This is a genomic window from Flavobacterium tiangeerense (assembly GCF_007830355.1).
Lineage (GTDB): Bacteria > Bacteroidota > Bacteroidia > Flavobacteriales > Flavobacteriaceae > Flavobacterium > Flavobacterium tiangeerense.
In genome coordinates this window covers 118,031-143,970 of the sequence record NZ_VLKO01000006.1, presented here as the reverse complement: position 1 = coordinate 143,970, position 25,940 = coordinate 118,031, and the positions used below count along the sequence as shown (strand labels likewise).

Genomic DNA, 25,940 nt, shown 5'->3' with positions numbered 1-25,940 from the left:
GCTTTAGTGGGGAGAGCAGGATTCGAACCTGCGAAGTTTACACAGCAGATTTACAGTCTGCCCTCGTTGGCCGCTTGAGTATCTCCCCAAGACTTAACAAGTATAACTCGTTGTGCTAACCGGGTGCAAATATAACAACAGTTTTTAAGTTTCCAAACAAATTTTGAACTTAATTTCGCTATTTTTTTTAATCACTTGGTATTGAATAAAATAAAAAAATCTCCATTACGGAGATTTTTTTATTTTTTCAAAAAAGTATATTTATTTGGATAAAAGTTCTAGTACTTTTTCTCGTAGAGCCTCGCCACGCAAGTTTTTTGCAACTACTTTACCAGATCCATCTAGTATAAAAGTAGCGGGTATAGATTCTACTTTATATTGTGCAGCTATAGGTTCGTCCCAAAATTTTAAGTTTGAAACCTGGTTCCAAGTTAAATTATCTTTTGCAATTGCATCTTTCCAAGCTTTGGCATCTTTATCTAAAGAGACACCTATAATGTTAAGTCCTTTAGTATGTAACTCTTTGTATAAAGCTACCACATTAGGGTTTTCTTGACGACATGGTCCGCACCATGAGGCCCAAAAATCTACAATTGTAACTTTACCTAAACTTTCCTTCAAAGAAATTATTTTTCCTTGTGGATTTGGTGCTGAAAAATCTGCTCTTCAGTTACTTCCTGGCATTGCTGGAGCAGGAGCAGCACCTACAGCAGCAGGAGCTTTTCTTTCAGCAATTTTAGTTTTAATTGCTATTCCAGGTTTTGTTTTTTTCAATGATTCTTCAAGACTATTGTATAGTTTTTCTGATTTTGCAACATCAGTTGAAGGATCATTTAACATACCTTGAATAATCAAAGCTGAAATAAATGATTTAGGGTGTGTTTCAGCATAAGTCAAATATTTGTTTTTTGAAGCAGTATTAACTTCTTCCTGAATTTTAGAAAACTCTTGCATCAACTTATTGATCACAACAGTATCTTTTGTTTGTTGCGCAGTATTCATAGCTGCCATGTTTTTGGTTTGAAAATCCATAAGTTTCTTTTGAACCTTAGTGATTTCTTCATTAAAGGTCATATACTCATCATTATTATATGTCCCTGAAACTTTAGATTTTTGAATGCTGTCTTTGTTTATTGCAATAGTTACCTCAGCATTTTCTAAGATAAATGGTATTTTAGCTTGAGCTCCTTCTAATTGTAAGGTATAAAAAGCAGGTTCAGTGATGTTACCTTTCATTTCAAATTTACCATTTTCAACTTTAACAGTATCTTTTGCAAGCATCATTCCAGTAGCATCTTGAGTTTCTAGAACAATTGTTTTACCATTATCAACACCTGTTGCTGTACCTGTAATCAAGTATTCATCTTTCCCAACTTTGCTACAAGAAATTAATACGACAGTAGCAGAAAGTAATAAAATTATTTTTTTCATTATAAATTAGTTAATATAGTTATATCTGCAAAAGTATTTAAAAATAATAAATTACAAATATAATAACTACCTAATTTTTTGTTATAAAGTGCTATTTATTATGTATAAACATAGCGTTTAGTAATCAATAAAGAAGGTATATTTTACAACTTTTCAATTTTTTCAAAAAAAAAAGCACCCCATAAGGAGTGCTTGAATGTTTATTATAAGTGCTTAGTCTTGATTGATGGTTTTTCTCCAAGTAAAAGCATTTAATATGTGTCTTTTTGCAAATCTTCCTGGTGAATCAGCATTTACCATTTTTACATAAGTAGCTTTAGGAACACTAATGTATTCATATACGCTGCCATTTGAAAAATTGATAATCAATCTACCTTCAACAAATTTATAATCTGTAATTGTTGATGTTGAAATAGTTTCAGTATATTCAGGTAAGTTTGCTTTGATAGTTTCAGGATTGATGCTAACCAAAAAATGGTAGGCTTCAATAATTTTTTTACTATTTTCTTCAGCTGCTTTTAATCCAGCTTCATCACCTTGAAATTTATCTGGGTGTGCTTCCTTCATCGCATTACGATAAATGGTCTTCAAATCTTTCAGCTCAGCAGTTTTATCTACATTTAGCAATTTGCGGTATTCAACTATTTTTTTCATAAATATGTAACTACTTGTCTTTTTGTATATAAGGAATACAATTTTGTTTTAAATGGACAAATTTTTTGCAAAGGTACACTTTTTTTTATTTTTTGCGATTTTGTCTAAAAAAAATCTTCGAATAGTTTTAATGAAAAATATTTTAAGCTCTGCTTAATATCTTTATTGTTGTGGCTTGTAATTTGCTTTATCAAAATTCTTTGACTTCTTTGGGTATTTATTATGGCTAATGTCACTTGGGTTTTCAATGATTGATTTTATAGTAACCATATCACCTACATTGAATTTTGTTGCCATTTTGTAGTCTAACAAATATTCTCCACAAAAAAAGTTATTATTTTCATCTTTTTCAATAACTCCCGTGTAGATTCCTTTTTGTAACATTCTTTCTTCGTTAGCTTTTGTCATCTTTATCTATTTTATTTAAGTGAGCAAATTTAATCATTTTTAATTTGAATTATCAGTAAATACTCTTCTTGATTATATTTGCACTATGCAAAACAACTTTAGACCTAGCCCTAATTCTTTTAAAAATACTTTTTGTGTTTTCCAAGAAACGTCACTGGACGCTATAAATGATTTTAAAGTTCAATATGATAGCAAATCCGGTAGCAAGTATTATTATACTAAAAAAGGAATGTATCGCTTATCCAATCATTGGGGAAGGTTGGCCAATTGTAAATGGAGACTAGAGTCACAGGAACAAGAAACGGACTCTAAATTTAAATTAGGATTTGCAGCTTGGGAAAGTTTTTATCCAGATAATGACATTGATTTATTGTATTATCTTGAAGTAAATTATGATAAAGAACTTGTTCAATATCAGCATAAAAACAATCCGGATTTTGATAAAAAAGCAGTTCTACGAACTAGTTCTGAAACTAGAAAACGAATCAAACAAGTTAGAAATGTACTGCAGTTATCTTCATGGGCTAAATATTTTGATTCGGATATTGATGATTTGAGAAAGCAAATTGTAGAGCAATTAATATACAGTGAGAAAACACTTGACGAAATAAAGAAAGAGTGCAAGTAGTTTTAGAAATTTTAATTATTCATCGGATGCAATTAATACTATATCATTTACTGTAACCGGTTTTGAAATGTATCCTAATATTGTTTTAAATTTTTTTGATTTTGTTTTATCTTCAACAGCTATCGACGAGCTTACAATATAAATACGGATTTTATCAAGATATTTTGGTTTTAAGTTGTTTAATTCCTCCATAAATTCCCATCCATCCATAATTGGCATATTTATATCTAATAAAATGATGTCAGGTACTGCTTCATTGTTATTAATAACTTCCTGGAGTTGATCAATTGCCTCTTTTCCATTTTTAAATGGAATAATTTTTGAGAACATAGCTGATCTGTTTATTATTTTACTAACAATTATTTGGTAAATAGGATCGTCATCAACAATCCATATCGTTTTATTTGTCATCTAATATAAATTTTAAATGTTGTTCCTATGTTAGGTTCACTTTCAACAGTGATGGTTCCGCCCATTGCATCTATTTGATTTTTTGTAATGAATAATCCAATCCCTTTAGATTCAGAATTTGTAGTAAAGGTTTTGTACATTCCAAAAAGTTTGTCTGCGTTTTTTATAAGATCGATTCCTATTCCGTTATCAGATATTTCAAGAAATTTTAAATTATTTTCTATATGGTAACTTATTTTTATAATCGCTGTTCTATCTGGGTGTCTATACCTAATGGAATTTGAAATTATGTTGTAAAGAATACTTTCTAAATAAGCCGGATTGTAATTTATGATCGTGTCAAGTGGAACGTGGCTTAATATTGAAATATCATTTTTTGAAATTTGTTCAGTTAGAACATTTAGTGCTGTTGAAATGTATTCATTTAGATTTAATGGCACTAAAACTAAGCTAATATTAGTTCTTATATTAATGACTTCGTTCAAATGAAGCATGGTTTCATTTAGAGAGTTTGATACCGTTTTTAATAACTGAAGCATTTCATTTTTCTCTTCCTGAGAGTCTGTATTTTCGAGAAATGAAACAATCGAGGCAATATTGCTGGTATGAGACCTTAAATTATGAGATACAATATAGGAGAAGTTGAGCAAGCGTTTGTTTTGTTCGCTAACAATTTCAAAAGAGGTATTAAGTTCATTTTCAGCTTCTTTACTATGGGTAATATCAATCATGATTCCGCGTAGCATGTTGGGTTTTCCATGGTCATAGATTATATTGACTATATCTCTAAGCCATACAATTTTTCCGTCTTTAGCAATCATGCGGTATTCAAAATCGTGATCTAGATTTTCATTTACTTTTATTTTACAGTAACTCTGTACCCATTCTTTATCTTCTGGATAAATGTGATTGCTCCAAAAATGCGGATCATTTACCCACTCTTCTGGTGTGTAACCTAAAATGTTAGTTACTTTATCACTAATAAAACCAAAATTATAAGTAGTTGCATCACATTCCCATACAATTCCATCTATAGTATTTATTAATGATTCTACATTTTGTTTTGTATCGATTATAATTCTTTCAGATTCAAGTCTATTAGTTATGTCCTCTGTTGATACAATAACGCGTTCAAATGTATTTTTGTATCCTTGCACTAGATTCCATCTTAAATTAATAGCCCTGAATTCCCCTTTTCCATTGCGAATCAGTGTATCAATAATAAATTGCTTCTTTCCCTGAGTGATGGCTACTAAATTATTAATGAAATCATTTCTAGACTTTAAATTAAATAGCTCGTTTTTATTACTTATTAGTTCATCAATATTTTTGACTTTATAAAGTTTTAAGCAGGCCTTATTAGCATTGATCACTTTTATTAACGAGTGACATTCATCAACATCATTTGGGTTTTGATTAAAATACTCTAAAACAGTCTCGGTACTTTTATGAATTAATTTTTTTTGTTCTAAGTATTTTTTTACTTCTGAAAAATCTTCTTCGCGGAGCGGTAGCGGACTGTCATCAAATAAGCTTTTAAATCTAGTTTCACTTTTTTTAATAATTTTTTCGGTAGTTTTTTTTAGTGTGATGTCTTCAACGATAGCAATAAGATTTTCTCTATTTTGGTTGGTGTCTAATAAAGGTGTTACCGTAAGATTAACCCAGAGTATATCACCTTTTTTTGTAAAATATCTTTTTTGCATAGCATATTCATTGATACGTCCATTTTTTAAGTGATCTACATTAGTTATATCTTGTTCAAGATCATCTGGATGGGTGATAGATTGAAAGTTTTTAAGCTTCATTTCTTTTTCAGTATATCCTAGCATCTCACAAAACTTACTATTGATTTCCAAGAAATTTCCAGTTACAGGTTCTATACTTGCTATACCTAGAGCGGCTTGATCAAAAATTGTTTTGAACTTCATTTCGGTATCCAAAATTTTATTGGCTTGAAGCTTAACTAATGATTGAAGTTCGTTTGGTATTTTTAACAATGTAGTTACCAGTAATCCTAATATACCTGCGAGAATAAAGCCTAAAATACATGGGATTAAAATAGCAGAATACAGGTAATATTTATTTTTTGAAATTAAATATAATTTCCAGTCGCCATCTAATATTTCTGTTGATATATAATATTTACTTTTTAAATCAGTTGAATAGTTGAGATAAAATTTTTCCTTTTTTTTGTCACTATCGTACTTTGAAAATTGAAAGTAATATTTTGAATTGTCAATATTTTGAATGCCAGATGTAGCTAGAAAAGTGTTAAGTTTAACAATCACTGCCGAAAATCCCCAGAAAGTATTATGTCTATAAATAGGGTAGCGTCCCACAATTCCTAATCCTCCTTGTTTTAATTGTAATGGTCCTGCAAAATATATTTTTTTATCGGCAATAGATTTAAAGGCTTCTTTTTTTAAGTAAGGATTGGTTAAAATATTGAGGTTTAATGCTGGTTTGTTTTCGGCAAGCGGATACACATATTTAATAACTCCCTGCGGAACTAATTGAACACAAAAAATGGATTTGTTTGATTCAATCAATCTTTTACTTACATACTCAAAGTTTTTTGGAATGCCTTCATCATTTATTGTTAAGGCAAGGGTTAAGGTAGCAGTATAATAATTTTTTAGGGATTGATCAATGTTTTGATGAACCACGTTTAGGATATTATTCATTTCACGTTGTTCTTGCTCCTTAACTAATTGGTATTGTTGAATGGTAATTATTATTGTAACAGCACACAAAAATAAAAAGGATAAAACACCACTGGTTCTAGGACGTACTATAAACCATCTTAAAAATTTTATGTGTTTCCTTTTTAAAATCATCTAATAATATGGTAATTTAAGTAATGATTAACAAAAATATAAATATAACAATAAATTATGAAATAATTTTAAGATAGTAAAAAAACATGTCTTTATATACTTACCAAATATTTAGTAATAGTAAAATCTTTTTTTTTTGAAAGATAAATGTAGAGATCGAAATTTTGATGTTGTTATATTTAAAAGAAAGAATTCTTGATTTAACAAATATATCCGACCTTTGTATTGTAATTTACAAAATACAAATTGTTATGGGTAGAAACAACGAGAAAAATATAAAAAAGCACAATGATAAGTTGCATAAAGCACAAGATAAAGCCAAACAAGCTGTTTTATTGCGAAAAGAAAAGCTTAAATTGATTGCCAAAAAATTTAATGAGGATAAAACAACAGAGCAATAAGGTGTCATGGAGAACATAAATAAATTTTCTAGCTTGAAACTAAGTGTTCAAGAAATTATAGATTGTATTGCTGCTAAGAATATGCTTGACGCCAAAAACAAATTAGTAGAAGTAAGTGAAGCTCTTGATGATCTTCTTGATTTTTCAGATGATGACGAGGACTTAATAGAGATTAGTAAATATCAAGTTTTACTGAATCAGTTGCATCAAAAAATTAATAATTCTCTTGAACTTTAAATTTCACGAGGTTTAATAATAATGATTTATGAGTACAATTAAATGTCATTGTGGAACTTTGCAATCATTTGAAAAATGTTGTGGACCAATACTGAATAAAAGTGTTAAAGCTATTTCTGCCGAAGAGTTAATGCGATCTAGGTACAGCGCTTATGCCACTCATAATGCTACTTATCTCGTTGCAACTACTGTACCTCATGTAAGAGTGTTGCATCCTTTTAATGATATTTTGCAGTGGGCTAAAAGCAATACTTGGCTTAAACTAGAAATAATTGAATCTACGCCTACTATTGTAGAGTTTAAGGCGTACTATAAAGATGCGTATAATAAAAGTCATATTCATCATGAACGATCTACATTTGTAAATGAAAATGGAGATTGGTTTTACGAAAATGGTGTTTTTTTTGATTAAAAAAGGCACCATTTTTTGTTCGTAATTTTTAAACTAAAAGTTTATTAGTGAATAATTTTTTAGACTCTTATGTTTATCTTCTAATTTATTGTATGAATGGTTAAATGAAAGTAAAATGTCAAGTTGTCAGCAATTTTCCGCCAATAAGTGGTTAAACTGACATTTTTCATACTGACAAAGTGTTGGCACAAAGATTGACTATTGGTTTTCGAGCCTTTAAATAAGTATAAAGTAAAATTAAATATAATAAAAATGGGTAAAATAATCGGAATTGATTTAGGTACTACCAACTCTTGTGTTTCTGTAATGGAAGGTAATGAAGCAGTTGTTATCCCTAATGCAGAAGGTAAAAGAACAACACCATCTATCATCGCTTTTGTTGAAGGTGGAGAGATCAAAGTAGGAGATCCTGCTAAGAGACAAGCAGTAACTAATCCAACTAAGACTATTGCTTCTATCAAACGTTTTATGGGACAAGGTTTTGGTGAAGTTTCGGCTGAATCAAAAAGAGTTCCTTACAGTGTAGTAAAAGGAGACAACAATACACCACGTGTGGATATTGATGGTCGTTTATACACTGCTCAAGAATTGTCAGCTATGACACTTCAAAAAATGAAAAAAACTGCTGAAGACTATTTAGGTCAAACAGTTACTGAAGCAGTTATTACTGTTCCTGCTTACTTTAATGATGCACAACGTCAAGCTACAAAAGAAGCTGGTGAAATTGCAGGTCTTAAAGTGATGCGTATCATCAATGAGCCTACTGCTGCTGCATTAGCTTACGGATTAGATAAAAAAGGTACTGATCAAAAAATTGCTGTTTACGATTTAGGTGGAGGTACTTTTGATATTTCTGTTCTTGAATTAGGAGACGGAGTATTTGAAGTATTATCTACTAATGGTGATACTCACTTAGGTGGAGATGATTTTGACCAAACAATCATTGACTGGTTAGCTGATGAATTTTTATCAGAAGAAGGTGTTGATTTGCGTTTAGACCCAATGTCATTACAAAGAATTAAAGAAGCTGCTGAAAAAGCTAAAATTGAATTGTCTTCTTCTGCAGAGACTGAAATCAATTTACCTTACGTAACAGCTACTGCTTCTGGACCAAAACACTTAGTGAAAAAATTATCTAGAGCTAAATTTGAGCAATTATCAGATTCTTTAGTAAAACGTTCTATGGCTCCTGTAGCTAGAGCATTAAAAGATGCAGGTTTATCTGTTTCTGATATTGACGAAGTGATCCTTGTAGGAGGTTCTACTCGTATGCCAAGAATTGCTGACGAAGTTGAAAAATTCTTTGGTAAAAAAGCGTCTAAAGGAGTTAACCCTGATGAGGTTGTTGCAATTGGAGCAGCTATTCAAGGTGGAGTTCTTTCTGGAGATGTAAAAGATGTATTGTTACTTGACGTTACTCCTTTGTCTTTAGGTATCGAAACTATGGGTGGTGTTATGACTACATTAATTGAAGCTAACACAACTATTCCAACTAAAAAATCACAAGTTTTCTCAACTGCTGCTGATTCTCAACCAACTGTTGAATTACACGTTCTTCAAGGTGCTAGAGCAATGGCTGCTGATAACAAAACTATCGGTCGTTTCAACTTAGACGGTATTCCACCAGCACCGAGAGGAGTTCCTCAAATTGAAGTAACTTTTGATATTGATGCTAATGGTATCATCAAAGTTTCTGCAACTGACAAAGGAACTGGAAAATCTCACGATATTCGTATCGAAGCTTCTTCTGGATTAACTTCTGAAGAAATCGAAAGAATGAAACAAGATGCTGAAGCTAACGCTGAATCTGATAAAGTTTTAAGAGCGAAAGCGGAGAAAATCAATGAAGCTGATTCTATGATTTTCCAAACAGAAACTCAATTGAAAGAATTAGGTTCTAAATTAGCTGATGATCATAAAGTAGCAGTAGAATATGCATTAACTGAATTGAGAATGGCTCACCAGTCTCAAGATGTTCCTGCAATTCAAACAGCTCTTGATAACATCAATGCAGCTTGGAAAACAGCTACTGAAGCTATGTATGCTCAAGGAGAACAACCACAAGGAGAGCAACCACAAGGTGAAGCTAATCAAGGAGATAACGTAGAAGATGTAGAATTTGAAGAAGTAAAATAATTTTAAATTCCATTCTGTAAATGGAAATCAATTTTGATAGTATTTCAAATTGATTTAAAATTATCCTGATATTAAAACCGAGTAAGCAATTACTCGGTTTTTTTTTTCTATTGTGTATTGATTTTTTCCTCAATAGACATATTAGCAATGACTGCAGCATGCGGAAATGTAATTGCTGCTAAGAAGGAGAAAAAGAGTGCATTAAAAAAATGTTCATCTTTACAAATGAAAAACAAAATAGCAATCCCCAAAATTGAAACAAACCAATAGATAAAAGCGGCTTTACAGTACGCTTTAAAATGTTTAAATGTAAAAGTACCATTCAAAAAAATAATTTGGTCTATAATAGACGGAATGCTATGCCAGAGCACAAAGTATAATGCAAATCCCCAAATTAAACTAGAAGCCTTAAAAAGTATTGCAAATAATATCAAAAAAAATACTTCTAGAGCAATTTTACTTCTTAAGGATTCAAATTTCCAAAACAGGTAACAGATAAAAAGTCCAAATAGTATAGCCGTGATTTGTAAAGCTATAGTGAATGCAGCTAAAGGAACAGTCACATGCGTAATTTTATGTACAATATCTTGAACCTGGTTACTGTGAAAATAAAATAAAAGTAACAGTAAAACTAAACCGTATAAAAACTGAAACAGAATACAAACTAAATTATGAAGTTTGGTTTTTACACTATGCCATTGCTGTTCGCCAAAATGGTAGGCACTAACTATAATAAATAGAAGTAAGGCAATCTGTGGTAGAGTGTAGAATAATAAAACACCCACAAGTACAACTACAACATAATATAGAAGTGTTTTATTTTGAGAATTCTTTTTTTGGGCAGGATTTAGATGCTGAATTAAAAGAATATCATTGGCGCCATGCAATATTCCAAAAGTAAATATTAAGAAAAAACCCAAAATTATTTGAAATTGACTTGTAAGATACGAATCTATCCAAAGCCCGAAAAAGCTTGCTACAATTACGATATTTGAATAATTTTTCATAAATTTTAATTATTGTCTAAAAATAGTTAAAAAAAATTAAAAAAAATTATTTTATTCGTTTAACTTTTGTTATATTTGGTTAAACAAAATATTAAAAACTATTTTTATGACAAATTTTATGTTTATTTCAGGACTAGTTGGAAAAATGCTACCAACAGATTATGTAGGATTTACTTTTTTTGTAGGCTGTATGGCTATGATGGCCGCATCAGCTTTTTTCTTCTTATCGCTGAGCCAGTTTGATAAAAAATGGCGTACATCAGTTTTAGTTTCAGGTTTAATTACTTTTATTGCAGCAGTGCATTATTTTTACATGAGAGATTATTGGGCTTCGTTTGGAGAATCACCAACATTCTTCCGTTATGTTGACTGGGTATTAACAGTGCCGTTAATGTGTTTAGAGTTTTACTTAATTTTAAAGGTAGCTGGAGCAAAACAGTCTTTATTGTGGAAAATGATTATCTACTCTGTAATCATGTTAGTTACAGGTTATTTTGGAGAAGTTGTAGCGCCAGAAAGTGCTGCTTTTTGGGGTGCTGTTTCAGGGGCTGCTTATTTTGCAATTGTTTATGAAATTTGGTTAGGTGAGGCTTCAAAACTTGCTGCAGCAGCTGGTGCAGAAGTTCAAAAAGCACACAAAATTCTATGTTGGTTTGTACTTGTTGGTTGGTCAATTTATCCATTAGGATACATGATGGGAACTACAGGATGGTACAATGGAATCATCCCAGAAGGGAACATAGATGTTGCTTATAATATTGCTGATGCAATTAATAAGATAGGTTTTGGTTTGGTTATCTATAACCTTGCTGTAAAATCATCAAAAGATTAATTTCCTTTTTTTTTATATTTAATGTTAGTAAACCGAGCTTTTAATAGCTCGGTTTTTTTGTTTTTATAAGTTTTATGTGCTGGTTTTCTATGAAAATTATTAAACAAATTTTCATTTTTCATAAAAGTTGCTCTTTTTGCTATTTTAACAAAAATAGTTAATTATATGTAATTGGTGTTTTTGATCTTTTATGTACAATTTGAACTTGATTTTTCAATATTTAGCATATTCAATTTCTTTTAGTTTTTAGTTTAAACTGTAACTCGCTATTGAATGTAATTTCGGTAGATATTTATAGGATGTTGATGGCTATTTTGTCTGTTTAAGTAAATTAAAACTGCGTTTATATAAATTTATGATTGGTTATTTATAGGGAAATCTACTTTCTCCCTACGGTTTAATTAGGGATGCTATAAAGCACAAAAAAAGCCCAAAAGTATTACGATACTATTGGGCTTATTTTATTTCAGGAGTACAAACTTATATAACTCAAATGAGCAGTCTATTACAACTTTTTAATAAAAGAAAAAGGGAAACTGTCATTAACACAGTTTCCCTTTAGTATTTATTGTTTAGGATTTAAAGCATCACTTATGCGATAAATTAAATCTTGAATATGGTATTTACTTATTTTGTCAGTCATTTTTAAAGATGACATTTTTAAATCATTTTTCAGTGCAATTAATTGACCTCTTGCAATAGATGGTAAATCAGTTTGCGCTAGGTTTACTCTTCTTGAATTAAATCCGTAAGTAACTCCTACAGGTACAGATCGTACCGTTGTAGTACCAGGTTTTAAAAGTTCAATCATTTTATCTACATAAATTTTTTGAATATTTCTTCTAAAGATATCAATAGAGCTACTTGTTTTAAGTTCAGAGAAAATTCCTTTATTCAAGTCAGATAATAATTCATCTACGCTGTAGTTGTCTTTACTCGCTGTAGCACTTTCCATTAGTCTTACCATACGATCTCCTGTCATTAAGCTTGACAACGTAGCATCTTGCATTGATTTAATTGCTTCTACGCCACTATCAGGATTGATTTTTGAAAGAACGTTTGGATCCAATAACCATTTTGGAGTGGTGAATAATTGAGTATTTAGAAATGATACTGCATCTTTCTGAATAGTTTTAGGAACTATTTGAAATTGATTTCCTGTCATATCGTAAGTTTTTGGATTGTCGTAAATACCACCCACGTTTTTAGTAACGTGTCCCATGTATCTTCTAAACTGTCCAGTAAGTGCTCCGTAAAGTTCATCTAATTCAGCATAGCTTTCTCCATCTTCTTTAGACCATTCAATTAAATTAGGTAAAATTCTTTTTAAGTTTTTAATACCATATTCTGATGCTCTCATAGCATTGTCTCCAATGTCTTCTGTTTGATATCTTGGGTCATAAGGGCTTGATTCAGTTCCAAACCATAAACGATTGTTTTTGTAGGCTTCTTTAGTCATATCGTTCAAAACTGTTTTTTCTTGTGCTTCAGTTTTGCTCTCTTCAAAATAAGAATAACCCCATTTTATTGCCCATTTATCATAATCACCAATTCTTGGGAACAAATGTTTTACTCCATCTTCTGGTTGCGCAACATAATTAAAACGAGCATAATCCATTATAGAAGATGTATGGCCATTTTTTTCTTGGTATGCTGCATCTCTCAATTTTTCTACAGGAGTTGCTGAGCTAGCTCCCATATTATGACGTAATCCTAAAGTATGACCTACTTCATGTGATGATACAAAACGGATTAATTCTCCCATTAATTTGTCATCAAATTTCTTTGCTCGCGCTGCAGGATCTACCGCAGCCGTTTGTATTAAGTACCAGTTACGCAATAAACTCATGATATTATGGTACCAACCAATGTGGCTTTCTAGAATTTCTCCACTTCTAGGATCGTGTACATTTGGTCCATAAGCATTTTGAATGTCGGCAGCAAAATAGCGAAGTACTGAAAAACGAGCATCCTCTAAACTCATAGTAGGATCGTTTTCTGGCCAATATTCTCCACGAATTGCATTTTTCCAACCTGCAGCTTCAAAAGCTACTTGCCAGTCATCAATACCTTGTTTGATGAATTTTTTCCATTTTTCAGGAGTTGCAGGATCAATGTAATATACTATTGGTTTTAAAGGCTCAATTAATTCTCCATTTTTTTGTTTTAGAGCATCTTCTGGAGATTTTGGTTCTAAACGCCATCTTACAGCAAATACTTTATTTTCTGATTTTTGAGATTCTTCCTCAAAAACACTGTATTCATTTGCAAAATAACCTACACGAGCATCAAAAACTCTTTTACGCATGGGTTTTTTTGGTAACAAAATCATAGACGTATTCATCTCTACCGTAACTACACCTGCATCAAGTGCTGATGGAAGGTTCACACCAATTTGTGGAGTAGGAGTAATGCTAATTCTAGGAGGTACTGTTGTAAATGTTTTTACAGTTCTAATTTCAGTATTAATTGGGAAACTACTTATCTTAGAGATATAAGACCTGTCTTTTTGAAAGGCTTGAATGTTTAACAATTGTTTCTTGATAGGATCAAGTGAAAAGGTTTGAACATCTCCATCAAAAGTTGAAGTTAAATCAAGTACATATCCTGTAATTTTTCCAGCTTCATCCTTTTTGTACGCAAGTACGTCAAAGTTCCCAATTATAGGATCAGATGTAGAATTTTTTACGGCTTGTGCCATTGGTTTATCTTCATCTGGTGACATAATTACGTAGGTAATTGATCGTAAAAGAATGTTGTTGTTCATTCCTTTTTCAAAACGAACTACTTGTCTGTTAATTTCTTCACCACCAAAAATTCCTCCACCAGCAGGTGTTTTAGAATATCTTGTGATGGTCATAATTTCGCTACCAAGTAAGCTATCCGGAATTTCGAATAAGTACTTGTTATCTGTTTTATGAACATCAATTAATCCTTTTTGGGTTACAGCAGTGGAGTCTATAACTTTTTTATAAGGTTTAGGTTCTTTTTTAGCCTCTGCGGGTTTAGCTACTGGTTGAGCAACAGCTGTCTTGTCATTTTTTTTCTTTTTTTTGCTTTGAGCAAATGTCTCAGGAGCAGCAAAAAGTGCGATACACGCAATAATTAGGGTTAGTTTGTTTTTGAGCATGTAATTCTACATATTATAGTTAATAATTAGTTTTATGTAAATAAATAGAGCGCATTCGTATTTATTCATCTTTAATTTCCAAATCTATTGATATATTTTTAATAATGAACTCTTAAAATTTCCAAACGATAATAATTAACATAAATTAACATTCGTTTGATTTTTGAAACTTTATTATTTTTCGAGAGTCATTTTATTACGTACTCATTTAATTCTCATTACTTTTGTTTTGAGTGAGAAATAGTGGCGATTTTACTTAAAATCACTACAACAACCCCAAACCGTTATACAAGAAGTTTACTGAATACTAATGAGAAAAATTAAATACAAAAAGGGCAAGAAATTAGTACCGTATCATCTTGAATATACCGGTATTCACAAGGACATGCAGTCTGAGATGCAATTGTTTGTTTATAATGATATTGATTTTACAGAGTACACTGATTTTAAAGTGGAACAATTAAATCAGTTAATTGATTTTTCTAAAATAAACTGGCTCAACATTCACGGACTTAATAATGTAGATTGGTTGCAAGCCATAGGAAAACATTTTAATATTGATAATTTTATTTTATCAGATGTTTTAAACACGGTACGAAGAACAAAATTTGAAGAATCACATGATTTTTTATTCTTCAATATTAAATCGCTTTTACCTCTTGAGAATTCAGAGAACATTAGTATTGAACAAATTAGTTTTTTGTTAAAAGATGGAATTCTAATTTCGTTTCAGGAAAAAAGAAGTGATTTTTTTTCACACATTAGAGAAAGGATTAGAACCCATTCAGGTCTTGTACGTGTAAAAGGTCCTGATTACTTATTGTATATATTGCTAGACGCCATTATTGAAAATTTTTACATTACACTAGAAAGCGAAGAGGATAAAGTAGAAGAGCTTATAAATCTAACTAAAGAAAATCCCGATCCTATAATTTTAGAGCGAATAGAGAAACACCGTGACAACTTGAATGTGTTAAAACGAGCGATTATTCCACTTCGAGATTCCTTGTACGATATTAAAAGCATAAAAGATGATTCTATTTTTAATGTAGTTGAGGCGGATACTTTTAGTTTTTTTGCTCGTTTACATCAAAAGTGCTTAGAACTTTTAGAGCAAATTGATTCGGATATGGACTCATTGGAGAGTGCCTCTAATTTCTTTTTTTCTGCTCAAACGCATAAGATGAACGAAATTATGAAAACGCTTACTATTGTATCTGCAATATTTATTCCGCTTACATTTATTGTAGGTGTATATGGAATGAATTTTGAAAATCTACCAGAATTAAAGTACAAATATGGCTATCAAACCGTAATGGGTTTCATGTTTTTAATAGTAATTGGAATGATTATTTATTTTAAAAAAAGACGTTGGTTTTAATACTGTTTAATAACTTTAGTTTTCCTTTTGATAATTAAAAAAATAAAAAATGAACAAAGCAATATATATCGCAACCAGCGAGCAAAATAGTGGAAAATCGATTGTTACTCTTGGACTTATGAGCATGCTTATAGGGAAAACAGCCAAAGTAGGTTATTTTAGACCTATCATTGAGGACATCGAGGAAGGAGGTTTTGACAATCATATTGAAACCGTATTAGGTCATTTTGGTCTTGATATCGCTTTTGAAGATGCTTTTGCTATTACCAAAAGCAAATTAATTAAGAAAAAAAATAAAGGAAAAATAGGGGAGGTCCTAGATTTAATTATCGAAAAATATAAAAAACTAGAAGAACGTTTTGATTTTATACTAGTAGAAGGAACGGGGTTTAGTGGTGAAGGAACCGTAATTGAGCTCGATATGAATGTGCTTATTGCCAAAAATCTTGGAATTCCCACCATTATTGTAGGATCTGGAGTAGGGAAAACTCTCGAAGAATTATTAGACAGTTTGTATCTAGCCTATGATTCTTTCAAGGTGAAAGACGTAGAAGTTCTTGCCGTAATTGCCAATAAAGTGCAACCCGAAAACATAACATTAGTTACCAATGGATTATTAAAAACCTTGCCAAATACTGTGATGGTGAGTAGTATTCCTATGATTCATCATTTAAATAATCCTACAGTACAAGAAATTGTAAAAGAGCTGGATGCAAAAGTACTTTTTGGAGAGGCTCACTTGAACAATCAAACAGGAAACTTTAGTGTAGGAGCTATGCAATTAAGGAATTACTTATTGCATCTCAAAGAAAACAGTCTTGTTATTACTCCCGGAGATAGAGCCGATATAATCCTAGGGGCTTTGCAAGCCAATGAATCGGTCAACTATCCTACAATCTCCGGTATTGTATTAACTGGAAACATTCTGCCAGAAATAAGTATTTTAAAGTTAATTGAAGGACTTTCAACCGTAGTGCCGATCATTGCCGTAGAGGAAGGAACGTATTATATTACGAATAAAATAGGCGGTATTAAATCTAAAATTTATGCCAACAACAAACAGAAAATTGAAATTTCTATCGCTACTTTCGAGAAGTATATGGATGTTGATACGTTATCCGAGAAACTAATAACGTTTGAAGCTGATGGAATGACTCCTAAAATGTTTCAATATAACTTGGTAAAAAGAGCCAGACAACACCGCAAACATATTGTATTGCCCGAAGGCAATGATGATAGAATCTTGGCCGCAGCTTCTCGATTACTAGAAATGGATGTAGTTGATATTTCAATCATTGGAAACAAAAAACAAATAGAAAATAAAGTTGTTGAGTTGGGTTTGAATTTTGATTTTTCGAAAATTAAAATAATTAATCCCATTGAATCAAAACATTATGACGATTATGTGAATACCTATTTTGAGTTGCGAAAAGCCAAAAACGTAACACTTGGTATGGCTAAAGATTTGATGGAAGATGTTTCGTATTTTGGCACCATGATGGTTTACAAAGGTCATGCTGACGGAATGGTTTCTGGAGCTGCTCATACTACACAACATACTATTTTGCCAGCCTTACAGTTTATTAAAACAAAACCGAATTCCTCCGTGGTTTCTTCAGTATTTTTTATGTGTTTGGAGGATCGCGTCTCCGTTTTTGGGGATTGTGCCATCAATCCTAATCCTACAGCAGAACAGCTTGCCGAAATAGCCATTTCATCTGCCGATTCGAGTTTGGCTTTTGGAATTGAACCCAAAATTGCCATGCTTTCTTATTCTTCCGGATCTTCAGGTAAAGGGGATGAAGTGGATAAGGTTCGAGCCGCTACCGAAATTGTTCGCCAAAAACGTCCTGATTTAAAAATTGAAGGTCCAATACAATATGATGCCGCTGTGGATATGACCGTTGGGAAAAGTAAGTTACCCAATTCTGAAGTAGCTGGACAAGCCAGTGTTCTTATTTTTCCGGATTTAAATACTGGAAATAACACGTATAAAGCAGTTCAAAGAGAAACAGGTGCGCTAGCTATTGGTCCGATGTTACAAGGATTGAATAAACCGGTAAATGATTTAAGTAGGGGTTGTACCATTGATGACATCATAAATACAGTTGTAATTACAGCAATTCAAGCACAAGGATTGTAGTTTTAATTTAAAGATTGAAGTATTAAAAGATTAAAAAATTAATCAGTTAATATTTCAATTTTTTAATCTTTTAATAAAATTTAAATGAAAATAGTTATCATAAACTCAGGAAGTTCATCGATAAAGTATCAATTGCTTAACATGCCAGCAAACGAGGTTATTTGCTCAGGGATGATTGATAGAATAGGTCTTGAAACTTCCAATTTAACATACGTAACGAGTACCACTAAATTAGAAGAAACACTTTCAATTCCCAATCATAAAATCGGCTTAGAGAAAATTGCTCAGCTCCTGATGAATCCTAATATTGGTGTTATTCAAAGTACTGATGAAGTTAAAGCGGTAGGACATCGAGTGGTACATGGCGGGAATGATTTTTCGAATACAGTACTTATTAATGATGCTGTTAAAGATAAAATAAGACAACTATTTGAGTTGGCTCCCTTGCATAATCCTGCTAATCTTGAAGGAATAATTGTTGCCGAAGAAATTTTTACAGCAGCACAACAAGTTGCTGTTTTTGACACGGCTTTTCATCAAAGTATTCCCGTTGTAGCACATCAATATGCAATTCCAAAGTATCTTTTGACCGAAAATAAAATTAGGGTATACGGTTTTCACGGCACGAGTCACAAATATGTTTCGGAGAACGCCATTCAATATTTAAAACAAAATTCGCTTACCTCAAGTTCTAAAATTATAACCATTCATTTAGGAAATGGTTGTAGCATGACAGCAATAAAAGAAGGAAAAAGTATGGATCATACTTTAGGTTTTGGTCCCATGAATGGATTGATTATGGGTACACGAAGTGGAGATGTGGATCAATCCGTAATTTTTTACTTGGTAAACACTTTAGGCTATTCACTAGATTCTGTAAACACGATGCTGCAAAAACAAAGTGGCATGTTAGGCCTCACCGGTTACAGTGATTTAAGGGATATTGAAGCCAATGCTGAAAACGGAAATGTTGATTGCCAATTGGCTTTGGCCATGAATGCCTACCGTATCAAGAAATACATAGGTTCTTATGCAGCGGTTTTAAACGGATTAGATGCGATTGTTTTTACTGCAGGAATAGGTGAAAATTCATCATATATCCGGAAGTTAGTGTGCACCGATATGGAGTATTTCGGAATTGTATTAGATGCATCCAAAAATGAAATTCGATCCAAAGAGATTCGAGAAATTAATGCCGCTGATTCACAAACAAAAATTTTAGTGGTTCCTACAAATGAAGAAGTAGAAATTGCCAAACAAGTATTTGAATTGCTGACTAGTTAAAAAAATAAAATATGAAAAAATTTATAATTATTTCCTTGCTAGTCTTGTCCTATTTTGGCTATGCTCAAAGCATTCAATCTCCATCGGGAAAAATAGCCGTAAATTTTACTCTAGCTCCTAATGGTCAACCAAGCTATTCTGTAAATTACAAAAACAAGACTGTCGTTTTAGAAAGTGCTTTAGGTATCAAATTAAAAGAGAAACCAGCTTTAGATGCTAATTTTGATATTCTGGATTCAAAAACTTCTAGCTTTAACGAATCGTGGAAGCCCGTTTTAGGAGAGCAGTCGAGTATTAAAAATCACTATAATGAACTTACTGTTTCGCTCCTTAATAAGGAAACGAAGGTAAAAATGAATATCATTTTCCGAGTTTTTGACGAAGGGGTAGCTTTTAGATATGATTTCCCAAAACAAGCGGAGCTGAATTATTTCATCATTTCTGATGAGGTTACCCAATTTAATCTTACTGAAAATAATAAAGTTTTTTGGATTCCAGGTGATTTTGACAGCAATGAATACGAATACAACGAAACTAAATTTTCAGAAATTGATAATAGCAAAATCAATATGAACAATGGTATTGGAGTAAAATCTATTCCAGGGAAATTTATGGTTCAAACGCCCTTGATGATGAAAGCACCATCCGGATTGTATCTCAATATTTTTGAAGCGGCTGTAGTCAATTATCCAGTCATGCATTTGAATGCTGATGTGACCAATTATAAATTAAAAGCCGAATTAGTTCCGAATGCTATTGGTGACAAAGCCTACTTGCAAACGCCTTGTGTATCGCCTTGGAGAACCATAATGATTAGCGATGATGCTAGAGATATTGTTGGTTCAAAGATGATTTTGAACCTGAATGAACCTTCAAAAATTGAGGATACTTCTTGGATAAAACCCATGAAATATGTTGGAATTTGGTGGGAAATGCATGTCGGGAAATCAACTTGGGATTATGCAGGTTCTCAAAATGCTACTAATTTTGCGGATGCGCCAAAAGCCTCAGGAAAACATGGTGCTACTACCGAAAATACCAAACGATACATTGATTTTGCTGCTAAAAACGGTTTTGATGGTGTTCTAGTTGAAGGTTGGAATGTAGGTTGGGAAGACTGGAATGGCAACTGGAAAGAAGAGGTTTTTGACTTTACAACGCCATATCCAGATTTTGATATCGCAGCACTTTCGGCTTACGCCAAAGAAAAAAACGTCAAAATGATTATGCATCATGAAACATCGGGTTCTGTCAGTAATTATGAAAGACACTTGGATCGCGCTTTTGATTTGATGAAAAAATTCGATTATCCTGCCGTAAAATCGGGTTATGTAGGTAAAATTATTCCACGTGGAGAATTTCATGACGGGCAATCCATGGTAAACCATTTTAATTTCGTTGCAAAGCGCGCTGCCGATTACAAGATTATGATTAACTCTCATGAATCGTCAAGACCAACCGGCTTTGGACGAACGTATCCAAATTATATTGCTGCCGAAGCGGCTCGTGGAAATGAATTCAATGCTTGGAGTGTTGGAAATCCTCCTATGCACGAAACTATTTTGCCATTTACCAGACTATTAGGTGGACCTATGGATTATACGCCAGGAATTTTTGAAATAAAAATGAGTTATTACGACAAAAACAAAACAGAGCAGGTTCATACCACTTTAGCCAAACAATTAGCATTGTATGTAACCATGTATTCTCCGTTACAAATGGCTGCTGATTTATTAGAAAATTACGAAAAATATCCGGATGCTTTTCAGTTTATCAAAGACGTTGAAACAGATTGGGACGAAAGCAAATATTTAGAAGCTGAACCTGGAGATTACGTAACAGTTGCCCGAAAAACAAAAGGAAAAGAAACGTGGTTTTTAGGAGCAATCACGGATGAAAATGCAAGAACTTCAGAAGTGAAATTGGATTTTCTTACTCCAAGTAAAAAGTACAAAGCAACTGTATATGCCGATGCAGCAAATGCAGACTGGAAAAACAATCCAATTGCCTATCTAATAAAAACAATGACGGTCACTAATAAATCAAAACTAAAATTAATCTTGGCAGCGGGCGGAGGTACAGCTGTTAGTTTTGAGCCATTAGAAAAATAGTTGCAACAGATCCGATCAAATAATGAAATTAGTTACTAGATAATTGCAATCTTGCCATTTATTACAATGAAAGACTATTTTATTTTACGTTTTAGAATGTTTAACAGACAGTTAACCGAGTGGGGAATTGAACCAATAATAGGTTATGTGGTAGGTTTTTGTGTATTTGTATTTTCATCAAATAAATTATTTGAAAAAACGCAATATGCTGACTATATCTTCATGGTAATTTCTTTAGGTGTTATAGTAAGTTTAAATGAAATACGTAAAAATGAATTTTTAAAGCTTCATTTTTCAAGAGTTGAATGTTTCAAAATAAGAATCCTCGAAAACTTAATTATTTCTAGTGCATTCATAATTTTTTTATGTTATCAAGAAAAATATTTTAATGCGGTTATTCTTCTTATTACAGTTTGTTTTTTATCACTAATGAGTTTTAAAACCAAAGCTAATTTTACGTTTCCAACTCCTTTTTACAAATACCCATTTGAGTTTGCTGTTGGTTTTAGAACAAATTATTACATCTACATATTCGCTTATTTTTTGACATTTATGGCTATTAGTGTGCATAATTTTAATTTAGGAATTTTTTCACTCATAGTTGTTATGCTATCCTGTTTAAACTATTACACAACTACTGAAGATAAATTTTATGTCTGGATTTTTTCTAAGTCTCCTAAAGATTTTATTAGATACAAATTAAAGATCATAATCTTGTACGCAACAATTTTATGTTTGCCAATAATTATAGGTTTATCAGTGTTCTTCTATTCTGAGATTGAAATTATTTTAGTTTTTCAATTTTTAGGATACCTGTTTATCTTAACAGCCATGTTAGCAAAGTACTCCATTTTCCCTGATAAATTAAATATCAGATATGGAATTGTATTTGGACTAACTTTATGGCTTCCACCATTGTTATTGTTTATTATTCACTATTTATACATGCAGTCACTTAAAAAATTAAAAGAGATATTATAATGATTAGTATTGAAAATTTGTCAAAATCATATGGATCTAAAATAGTTTTAGAAAACATAAATTTAAATTTTTTGAAAGGCAAAGTGTATGGAATAGTCGGAGAAAATGGGGCAGGAAAAACAACCTTATTTAACTGTATTGCTGGATTAGAAAAACATGAAGGAATAGTAAAATATGAATTTGGATTGCTAAAAAATTATTTAGGATATTTACAAACAGAACCTTTCTTTTTTCCAAAAATAACTGGTAATGAGTACATCAAGTTATTATGCAATGCTAGAAATATTTCGATTACTGATTTGGGTGAAAGAAATATTTTTGATTTACCATTACATGAATATGCTGTAAAATATTCAACAGGAATGAAAAAAAAACTGGCATTAACTGCTTTGCTATTGCAAGAAAATAAAGTTATTATTTTAGACGAACCCTTTAACGGCGTTGATATTCAAAGTAATATAATCATAATTGAAATAATTCAAAAACTCAAAGAAATGGGGAAATCAATTATTATTTCGTCTCATATTTTTTCGACTTTAAGTGATACTTGCGATGAAATAATGCTTTTAAAAAGCGGGAAAATTATTCAAAGCGTTTTGAAAGATGAGTTTAGTATTTTAGAAAATGAGATGAAATTATTTACAATTGGTAATAAAATTGAGCGATTGAATTTAAAATAATCATCTTCTGAGGTTTTGTTAAATGCGAATTATAAAATAGATGCATGAGAAATATCCATGAATTCGATATCCCACTGTTCCAATGAAAATTATTTAAAAAAAGACCTTAATAGCCACAAAACAAATAATCCTGAAACAACATAAAATTTACTTTTTTTAAATTACCCTTACATTATTCGTTTGGAATTACGAAATTGCAACGAAAACCAAAACCTAAATTATAATTAAGAATTCTTAGAAAGTCTAAATTCACTATGAAAAAATCAATTGTTGTTGCGTCACTTTTTATGGCTACGTGTAGCCTCTTTGCACAATCAAAAGAAGAACAAACCTTAAAAGATATATATAAATCGTCTTTAACTAATGCAAAGTGCTATCCTTGGCTTGACCACTTGTCAAATGCTATTGGTTCCAGATTATCAGGTTCTGCAGGAGCTGAGAAAGCCGTTTTATATACTAAAGCGCAATTAGAAACATTAGGATTAGACAAAGTGTACTTGCAAGAGGTAATGGTCCCAAAATGGGTAAGAGGTGAAAAAGAAATAGGCTATTTACAACTAGGGAAACAAAAAATTAGTTTTCCTATCTGTGCCTTGGGAGGTTCAGTAGCAACTCCGAAAAAAGGATTGCAAGCTGCCGTTATTGAAGTAAAAAGCTTAGAAGAGCTTGCAACACTTGGCGAAGCGAAAGTAAAAGGAAAAATTATATTTTTTAATAGACCCATGAATCCTGAGTTTGTGGAGACTTTTAAAGCATACAGTGGTTGCGTAGACCAAAGATCATCTGGTGCTAGAGAGGCAGGAAAACTGGGTGCTTTGGCAGTTATTGTGAGATCTATGAACTTACGTTTAGACGATTTACCACATACTGGCGCTACTAATTACGGAGATATTGCTAAGGAACAACGAATCCCTGCTGCCGCAATAAGTACAAACGGAGCCGAACTTTTAAGTAAAAGTTTAAAAACCAATCCGAATGCTAGTTTTTATTTAAAACAATCTTGTGAAACTTTTGACGATGTACTGTCCTATAATGTGGTAGGCGAGATGACAGGTACAGAACATCCAGAGCAAATTATGGTTGTAGGTGGGCATCTTGATTCTTGGGATCTAGGAGACGGTTCTCATGATGATGGTGCAGGTTGTGTGCAAAGTATGGAAGTATTAAATATCTTCAAGAATATTGGGTATAAACCAAAAAATACCTTGCGAGTAGTTTTATTTATGAACGAAGAAAACGGTGTTAAAGGCGGTAAGGAATATGAAATTCAATCTAGCAAAAACAAGGAAAATCATATTTTTGCTTTAGAAAGTGATTCGGGTGGATTTTCTCCAAGAGGTTTCTCAATAGATGCCGATGAGGTAAACTTTAATCAGATAAAAAGTTGGGGATCTTTATTTGAACCTTTTTTAATACATAAGTTCGTCAAAGGTAATTCTGGTGTTGACATAGGTCCATTGCAATCAAAACACATAGTAAAAGTGGGGTTACAGCCAGATTCACAACGTTATTTTGATCATCATCATGCGTCTAATGATACTTTTGATGCAGTTCATAAAAGAGAGCTAGAACTAGGAGCTGCAGCTATGGCTTCATTAGTATACTTAATGGATCAAAACGGAATAGCTAAATAAATTCAATGTTTGTGGAGGTGTCACAATTATTTTTTTCAATATTTGAATGAAATAATAAATGTGGCACCTTCATTTATTTTACTTTCTACCGCAATTCTTCCGCCTAAACTGGTAATGTGATTGTAAACCAAATACAATCCTATTCCATTACTATCAATATTACTATGGAACTTTTCATATAGTCCAAAAATTTTATCTTTTACTTTATCCATATCAAAACCGACTCCGTTATCAGCAAAAATTAATTGGTGTACTCCATTTATTTTTCTAGAATTAATAGTTATTACGGGCGATTGATTAGGCTTAGCATACTTTATGGAATTAGTTATTAAATTCAAAAAAATACTTTTTATATATGCTTTATTAAATATTACATTTTCAAATTCTGAAAAGTCAATATGAATTGCTGCTTTGGAATCATTTACTAAGGAACTTATAGATTCAAGAACTTCAGTAAGGGATTCTTTTAAATTGATTTCTTCAATTGCTGTATTAATATTTGTTTTGTCTACTAAATCATCAATTGACTCATTTAGAGTTTGCTTTAAATTTTCACTAGTTTGTTTTAGAATATTTATTAATTCTAATGTTTCAGGATCATTTATTTTTGAGACATCAATAAGACTGAAAACCGAGAGCATGTTATTTATGGGAGATTTTAAATCATGCGATGTTTTGTGAGACAACAGAGTTAGTTCTTTATTAATTTGCGTAAGATTAGTAAGGAGTAAATTGCGCTCTTCTTCAACCTTTTTTTTATGAGTGATATTTTTTGCGATGGCATACACTAATTTCTCCGACTGAACAGGCATTGATGTCCAAGATAACCAAACTATTTCGCCACTTTTAGTTAAATAGCGGTTTTCAAAATTTAAAAGTGGGTTGTTTTTATAAACTTCTTCTCTAGTTTCTATAGTAATTTGCAGGTCGGGAGCGTATACAAAACTACTAATTGGTCTGGCATACAACTCCTCTTCTGTAAAACCTAATAATTTTGAAACTGCAGGATTAATTCTTTTGAAATATCCATCAAAACCAGCAATGCATATGAAATCAGCTGAGATATTAAAAAAATTGTCAAAATGATAATTTGTTCTTGATGAAGCTTCATGGATTGTTTCCTTGTACATTGAGGATTTTTATTTTATTTGTCTTAAATTTTATAAAGTAAAACGATTTATAAATTTAAATAATAAAAT

Annotated in this window: 21 protein-coding genes, 1 tRNA gene and 1 pseudogene; 13 read left to right on the top strand and 10 right to left on the bottom strand. The window is 31.8% G+C overall.

The window, feature by feature from the left end; all coding sequences use genetic code 11:
* Positions 1-7: 7 nt before the first annotated feature.
* From IQ05_RS08380 to IQ05_RS08360, 5 genes and pseudogenes are all read right to left on the bottom strand, one after another.
* Positions 8-88, bottom strand: a tRNA-Tyr gene (locus IQ05_RS08380).
* A gap of 173 nt (positions 89-261) precedes the next feature.
* Positions 262-648: pseudogene (locus IQ05_RS08375) on the bottom strand (TlpA family protein disulfide reductase); the annotation flags it as partial.
* Between the two features lie 18 nt (positions 649-666).
* A complete protein-coding gene (locus IQ05_RS08370; RefSeq protein WP_144891938.1) occupies positions 667-1,431 on the bottom strand; it encodes a DUF4369 domain-containing protein in 765 nt (254 codons plus the stop codon).
* Positions 1,432-1,644: 213 nt separating this feature from the next.
* Positions 1,645-2,085: a KTSC domain-containing protein gene (locus IQ05_RS08365; RefSeq protein WP_144891936.1), complete on the bottom strand. Its 441-nt coding sequence runs from the start codon at positions 2,083-2,085 to the stop codon at positions 1,645-1,647.
* A 162-nt stretch (positions 2,086-2,247) separates the two neighbouring features.
* Entirely contained in the window at positions 2,248-2,493 is a 246-nt protein-coding gene (locus IQ05_RS08360; RefSeq protein WP_144891934.1) for a hypothetical protein, read from the bottom strand.
* An 85-nt stretch (positions 2,494-2,578) separates the two neighbouring features.
* On the opposite strand from IQ05_RS08360, the gene IQ05_RS08355 reads away from it, so the two are divergent.
* A complete protein-coding gene (locus IQ05_RS08355; protein ID WP_144891932.1) occupies positions 2,579-3,121 on the top strand; it encodes a hypothetical protein in 543 nt (180 codons plus the stop codon).
* A gap of 15 nt (positions 3,122-3,136) precedes the next feature.
* Here the strand turns inward: IQ05_RS08355 and IQ05_RS08350 are convergent, their stop codons facing one another.
* Positions 3,137-3,532 (bottom strand): response regulator, encoded by a 396-nt coding sequence (locus IQ05_RS08350; RefSeq protein ID WP_144891930.1) that lies wholly within the window; start codon positions 3,530-3,532, stop codon positions 3,137-3,139.
* Positions 3,529-6,372: a PAS domain S-box protein gene (locus IQ05_RS08345; protein WP_144891927.1), complete on the bottom strand. Its 2,844-nt coding sequence runs from the start codon at positions 6,370-6,372 to the stop codon at positions 3,529-3,531. Before IQ05_RS08345 ends, IQ05_RS08350 begins: the two co-directional genes overlap by 4 nt.
* 251 nt (positions 6,373-6,623) lie before the next feature.
* Between IQ05_RS08345 and IQ05_RS15405 the strand changes: the two genes are divergently transcribed.
* The 4 genes from IQ05_RS15405 (at position 6,624) to dnaK (ending at position 9,558) form a co-directional block, all read left to right on the top strand.
* Positions 6,624-6,773 carry a hypothetical protein gene (locus IQ05_RS15405; RefSeq protein ID WP_167496932.1) on the top strand — a complete coding sequence of 50 codons (150 nt, stop codon included), beginning with the start codon at positions 6,624-6,626 and terminating at the stop codon, positions 6,771-6,773.
* 6 nt (positions 6,774-6,779) lie between these two features.
* Complete coding sequence (locus tag IQ05_RS08340; protein ID WP_144891925.1) at positions 6,780-7,010, top strand: hypothetical protein; 231 nt, start codon at positions 6,780-6,782, stop codon at positions 7,008-7,010.
* A gap of 28 nt (positions 7,011-7,038) precedes the next feature.
* A complete protein-coding gene (locus tag IQ05_RS08335) occupies positions 7,039-7,422 on the top strand; it encodes a YchJ family protein (protein ID WP_144891923.1) in 384 nt (127 codons plus the stop codon).
* A 252-nt stretch (positions 7,423-7,674) separates the two neighbouring features.
* On the top strand, positions 7,675-9,558 hold the full coding sequence (gene dnaK, locus IQ05_RS08330; protein ID WP_144891921.1) for a molecular chaperone DnaK: 1,884 nt from the start codon (positions 7,675-7,677) through the stop codon (positions 9,556-9,558).
* Positions 9,559-9,665: 107 nt separating this feature from the next.
* Here the strand turns inward: dnaK and IQ05_RS08325 are convergent, their stop codons facing one another.
* The gene (locus IQ05_RS08325; RefSeq protein WP_144891919.1) at positions 9,666-10,565 is read right to left on the bottom strand and encodes a Brp/Blh family beta-carotene 15,15'-dioxygenase; all 900 of its coding nucleotides are present in this window, start codon (positions 10,563-10,565) and stop codon (positions 9,666-9,668) included.
* 106 nt (positions 10,566-10,671) lie between these two features.
* Here IQ05_RS08325 and IQ05_RS08320 point away from each other — a divergent pair, with 106 nt between their 5' ends.
* Positions 10,672-11,397: a bacteriorhodopsin-like gene (locus IQ05_RS08320; RefSeq protein WP_144891917.1), complete on the top strand. Its 726-nt coding sequence runs from the start codon at positions 10,672-10,674 to the stop codon at positions 11,395-11,397.
* A gap of 565 nt (positions 11,398-11,962) precedes the next feature.
* On the opposite strand, the gene IQ05_RS08315 is transcribed toward IQ05_RS08320, so the two are convergent.
* Entirely contained in the window at positions 11,963-14,527 is a 2,565-nt protein-coding gene (locus IQ05_RS08315) for a zinc-dependent metalloprotease (protein WP_144891915.1), read from the bottom strand.
* Between the two features lie 310 nt (positions 14,528-14,837).
* Here IQ05_RS08315 and corA point away from each other — a divergent pair, with 310 nt between their 5' ends.
* From corA to IQ05_RS08280, 7 genes are all read left to right on the top strand, one after another.
* The gene (gene corA / locus IQ05_RS08310) at positions 14,838-15,908 is read left to right on the top strand and encodes a magnesium/cobalt transporter CorA (protein WP_144891913.1); all 1,071 of its coding nucleotides are present in this window, start codon (positions 14,838-14,840) and stop codon (positions 15,906-15,908) included.
* A 49-nt stretch (positions 15,909-15,957) separates the two neighbouring features.
* The gene (gene pta / locus IQ05_RS08305) at positions 15,958-18,051 is read left to right on the top strand and encodes a phosphate acetyltransferase (protein ID WP_144891911.1); all 2,094 of its coding nucleotides are present in this window, start codon (positions 15,958-15,960) and stop codon (positions 18,049-18,051) included.
* A gap of 84 nt (positions 18,052-18,135) precedes the next feature.
* Positions 18,136-19,335 carry an acetate/propionate family kinase gene (locus IQ05_RS08300; RefSeq protein WP_144891909.1) on the top strand — a complete coding sequence of 400 codons (1,200 nt, stop codon included), beginning with the start codon at positions 18,136-18,138 and terminating at the stop codon, positions 19,333-19,335.
* A gap of 11 nt (positions 19,336-19,346) precedes the next feature.
* Complete coding sequence (locus tag IQ05_RS08295; RefSeq protein ID WP_144891907.1) at positions 19,347-21,446, top strand: glycoside hydrolase family 97 protein; 2,100 nt, start codon at positions 19,347-19,349, stop codon at positions 21,444-21,446.
* Between the two features lie 66 nt (positions 21,447-21,512).
* On the top strand, positions 21,513-22,427 hold the full coding sequence (locus IQ05_RS08290; RefSeq protein WP_144891905.1) for an ABC transporter permease: 915 nt from the start codon (positions 21,513-21,515) through the stop codon (positions 22,425-22,427).
* Positions 22,427-23,107, top strand: a complete 681-nt coding sequence (locus tag IQ05_RS08285; RefSeq protein ID WP_144891902.1) for an ATP-binding cassette domain-containing protein — start codon at positions 22,427-22,429, stop codon at positions 23,105-23,107. Before IQ05_RS08290 ends, IQ05_RS08285 begins: the two co-directional genes overlap by 1 nt.
* Before the next feature lie 254 nt (positions 23,108-23,361).
* Positions 23,362-24,741 carry a M28 family peptidase gene (locus tag IQ05_RS08280; RefSeq protein ID WP_144891900.1) on the top strand — a complete coding sequence of 460 codons (1,380 nt, stop codon included), beginning with the start codon at positions 23,362-23,364 and terminating at the stop codon, positions 24,739-24,741.
* Between the two features lie 35 nt (positions 24,742-24,776).
* Here the strand turns inward: IQ05_RS08280 and IQ05_RS08275 are convergent, their stop codons facing one another.
* Complete coding sequence (locus IQ05_RS08275) at positions 24,777-25,871, bottom strand: PAS domain-containing sensor histidine kinase (RefSeq protein WP_144891898.1); 1,095 nt, start codon at positions 25,869-25,871, stop codon at positions 24,777-24,779.
* Positions 25,872-25,940 lie beyond the last annotated feature (69 nt).

What these genes read in the sequence shown, in the direction of transcription:
- IQ05_RS08370 (WP_144891938.1), bottom strand. Translation starts at nt 1,431, where the DNA reads ATGAAAAAAATAATTTTATTACTTTCTGCTACTGTCGTATTAATTTCT.
- IQ05_RS08365 (WP_144891936.1), bottom strand. Translation starts at nt 2,085, where the DNA reads ATGAAAAAAATAGTTGAATACCGCAAATTGCTAAATGTAGATAAAACT.
- IQ05_RS08360 (WP_144891934.1), bottom strand. Translation starts at nt 2,493, where the DNA reads ATGACAAAAGCTAACGAAGAAAGAATGTTACAAAAAGGAATCTACACG.
- IQ05_RS08355 (WP_144891932.1), top strand. Translation starts at nt 2,579, where the DNA reads ATGCAAAACAACTTTAGACCTAGCCCTAATTCTTTTAAAAATACTTTT.
- IQ05_RS08350 (WP_144891930.1), bottom strand. Translation starts at nt 3,532, where the DNA reads ATGACAAATAAAACGATATGGATTGTTGATGACGATCCTATTTACCAA.
- IQ05_RS08345 (WP_144891927.1), bottom strand. Translation starts at nt 6,372, where the DNA reads ATGATTTTAAAAAGGAAACACATAAAATTTTTAAGATGGTTTATAGTA.
- IQ05_RS15405 (WP_167496932.1), top strand. Translation starts at nt 6,624, where the DNA reads ATGGGTAGAAACAACGAGAAAAATATAAAAAAGCACAATGATAAGTTG.
- IQ05_RS08340 (WP_144891925.1), top strand. Translation starts at nt 6,780, where the DNA reads ATGGAGAACATAAATAAATTTTCTAGCTTGAAACTAAGTGTTCAAGAA.
- IQ05_RS08335 (WP_144891923.1), top strand. Translation starts at nt 7,039, where the DNA reads ATGAGTACAATTAAATGTCATTGTGGAACTTTGCAATCATTTGAAAAA.
- dnaK (WP_144891921.1), top strand. Translation starts at nt 7,675, where the DNA reads ATGGGTAAAATAATCGGAATTGATTTAGGTACTACCAACTCTTGTGTT.
- IQ05_RS08325 (WP_144891919.1), bottom strand. Translation starts at nt 10,565, where the DNA reads ATGAAAAATTATTCAAATATCGTAATTGTAGCAAGCTTTTTCGGGCTT.
- IQ05_RS08320 (WP_144891917.1), top strand. Translation starts at nt 10,672, where the DNA reads ATGACAAATTTTATGTTTATTTCAGGACTAGTTGGAAAAATGCTACCA.
- IQ05_RS08315 (WP_144891915.1), bottom strand. Translation starts at nt 14,527, where the DNA reads ATGCTCAAAAACAAACTAACCCTAATTATTGCGTGTATCGCACTTTTT.
- corA (WP_144891913.1), top strand. Translation starts at nt 14,838, where the DNA reads ATGAGAAAAATTAAATACAAAAAGGGCAAGAAATTAGTACCGTATCAT.
- pta (WP_144891911.1), top strand. Translation starts at nt 15,958, where the DNA reads ATGAACAAAGCAATATATATCGCAACCAGCGAGCAAAATAGTGGAAAA.
- IQ05_RS08300 (WP_144891909.1), top strand. Translation starts at nt 18,136, where the DNA reads ATGAAAATAGTTATCATAAACTCAGGAAGTTCATCGATAAAGTATCAA.
- IQ05_RS08295 (WP_144891907.1), top strand. Translation starts at nt 19,347, where the DNA reads ATGAAAAAATTTATAATTATTTCCTTGCTAGTCTTGTCCTATTTTGGC.
- IQ05_RS08290 (WP_144891905.1), top strand. Translation starts at nt 21,513, where the DNA reads ATGAAAGACTATTTTATTTTACGTTTTAGAATGTTTAACAGACAGTTA.
- IQ05_RS08285 (WP_144891902.1), top strand. Translation starts at nt 22,427, where the DNA reads ATGATTAGTATTGAAAATTTGTCAAAATCATATGGATCTAAAATAGTT.
- IQ05_RS08280 (WP_144891900.1), top strand. Translation starts at nt 23,362, where the DNA reads ATGAAAAAATCAATTGTTGTTGCGTCACTTTTTATGGCTACGTGTAGC.
- IQ05_RS08275 (WP_144891898.1), bottom strand. Translation starts at nt 25,871, where the DNA reads ATGTACAAGGAAACAATCCATGAAGCTTCATCAAGAACAAATTATCAT.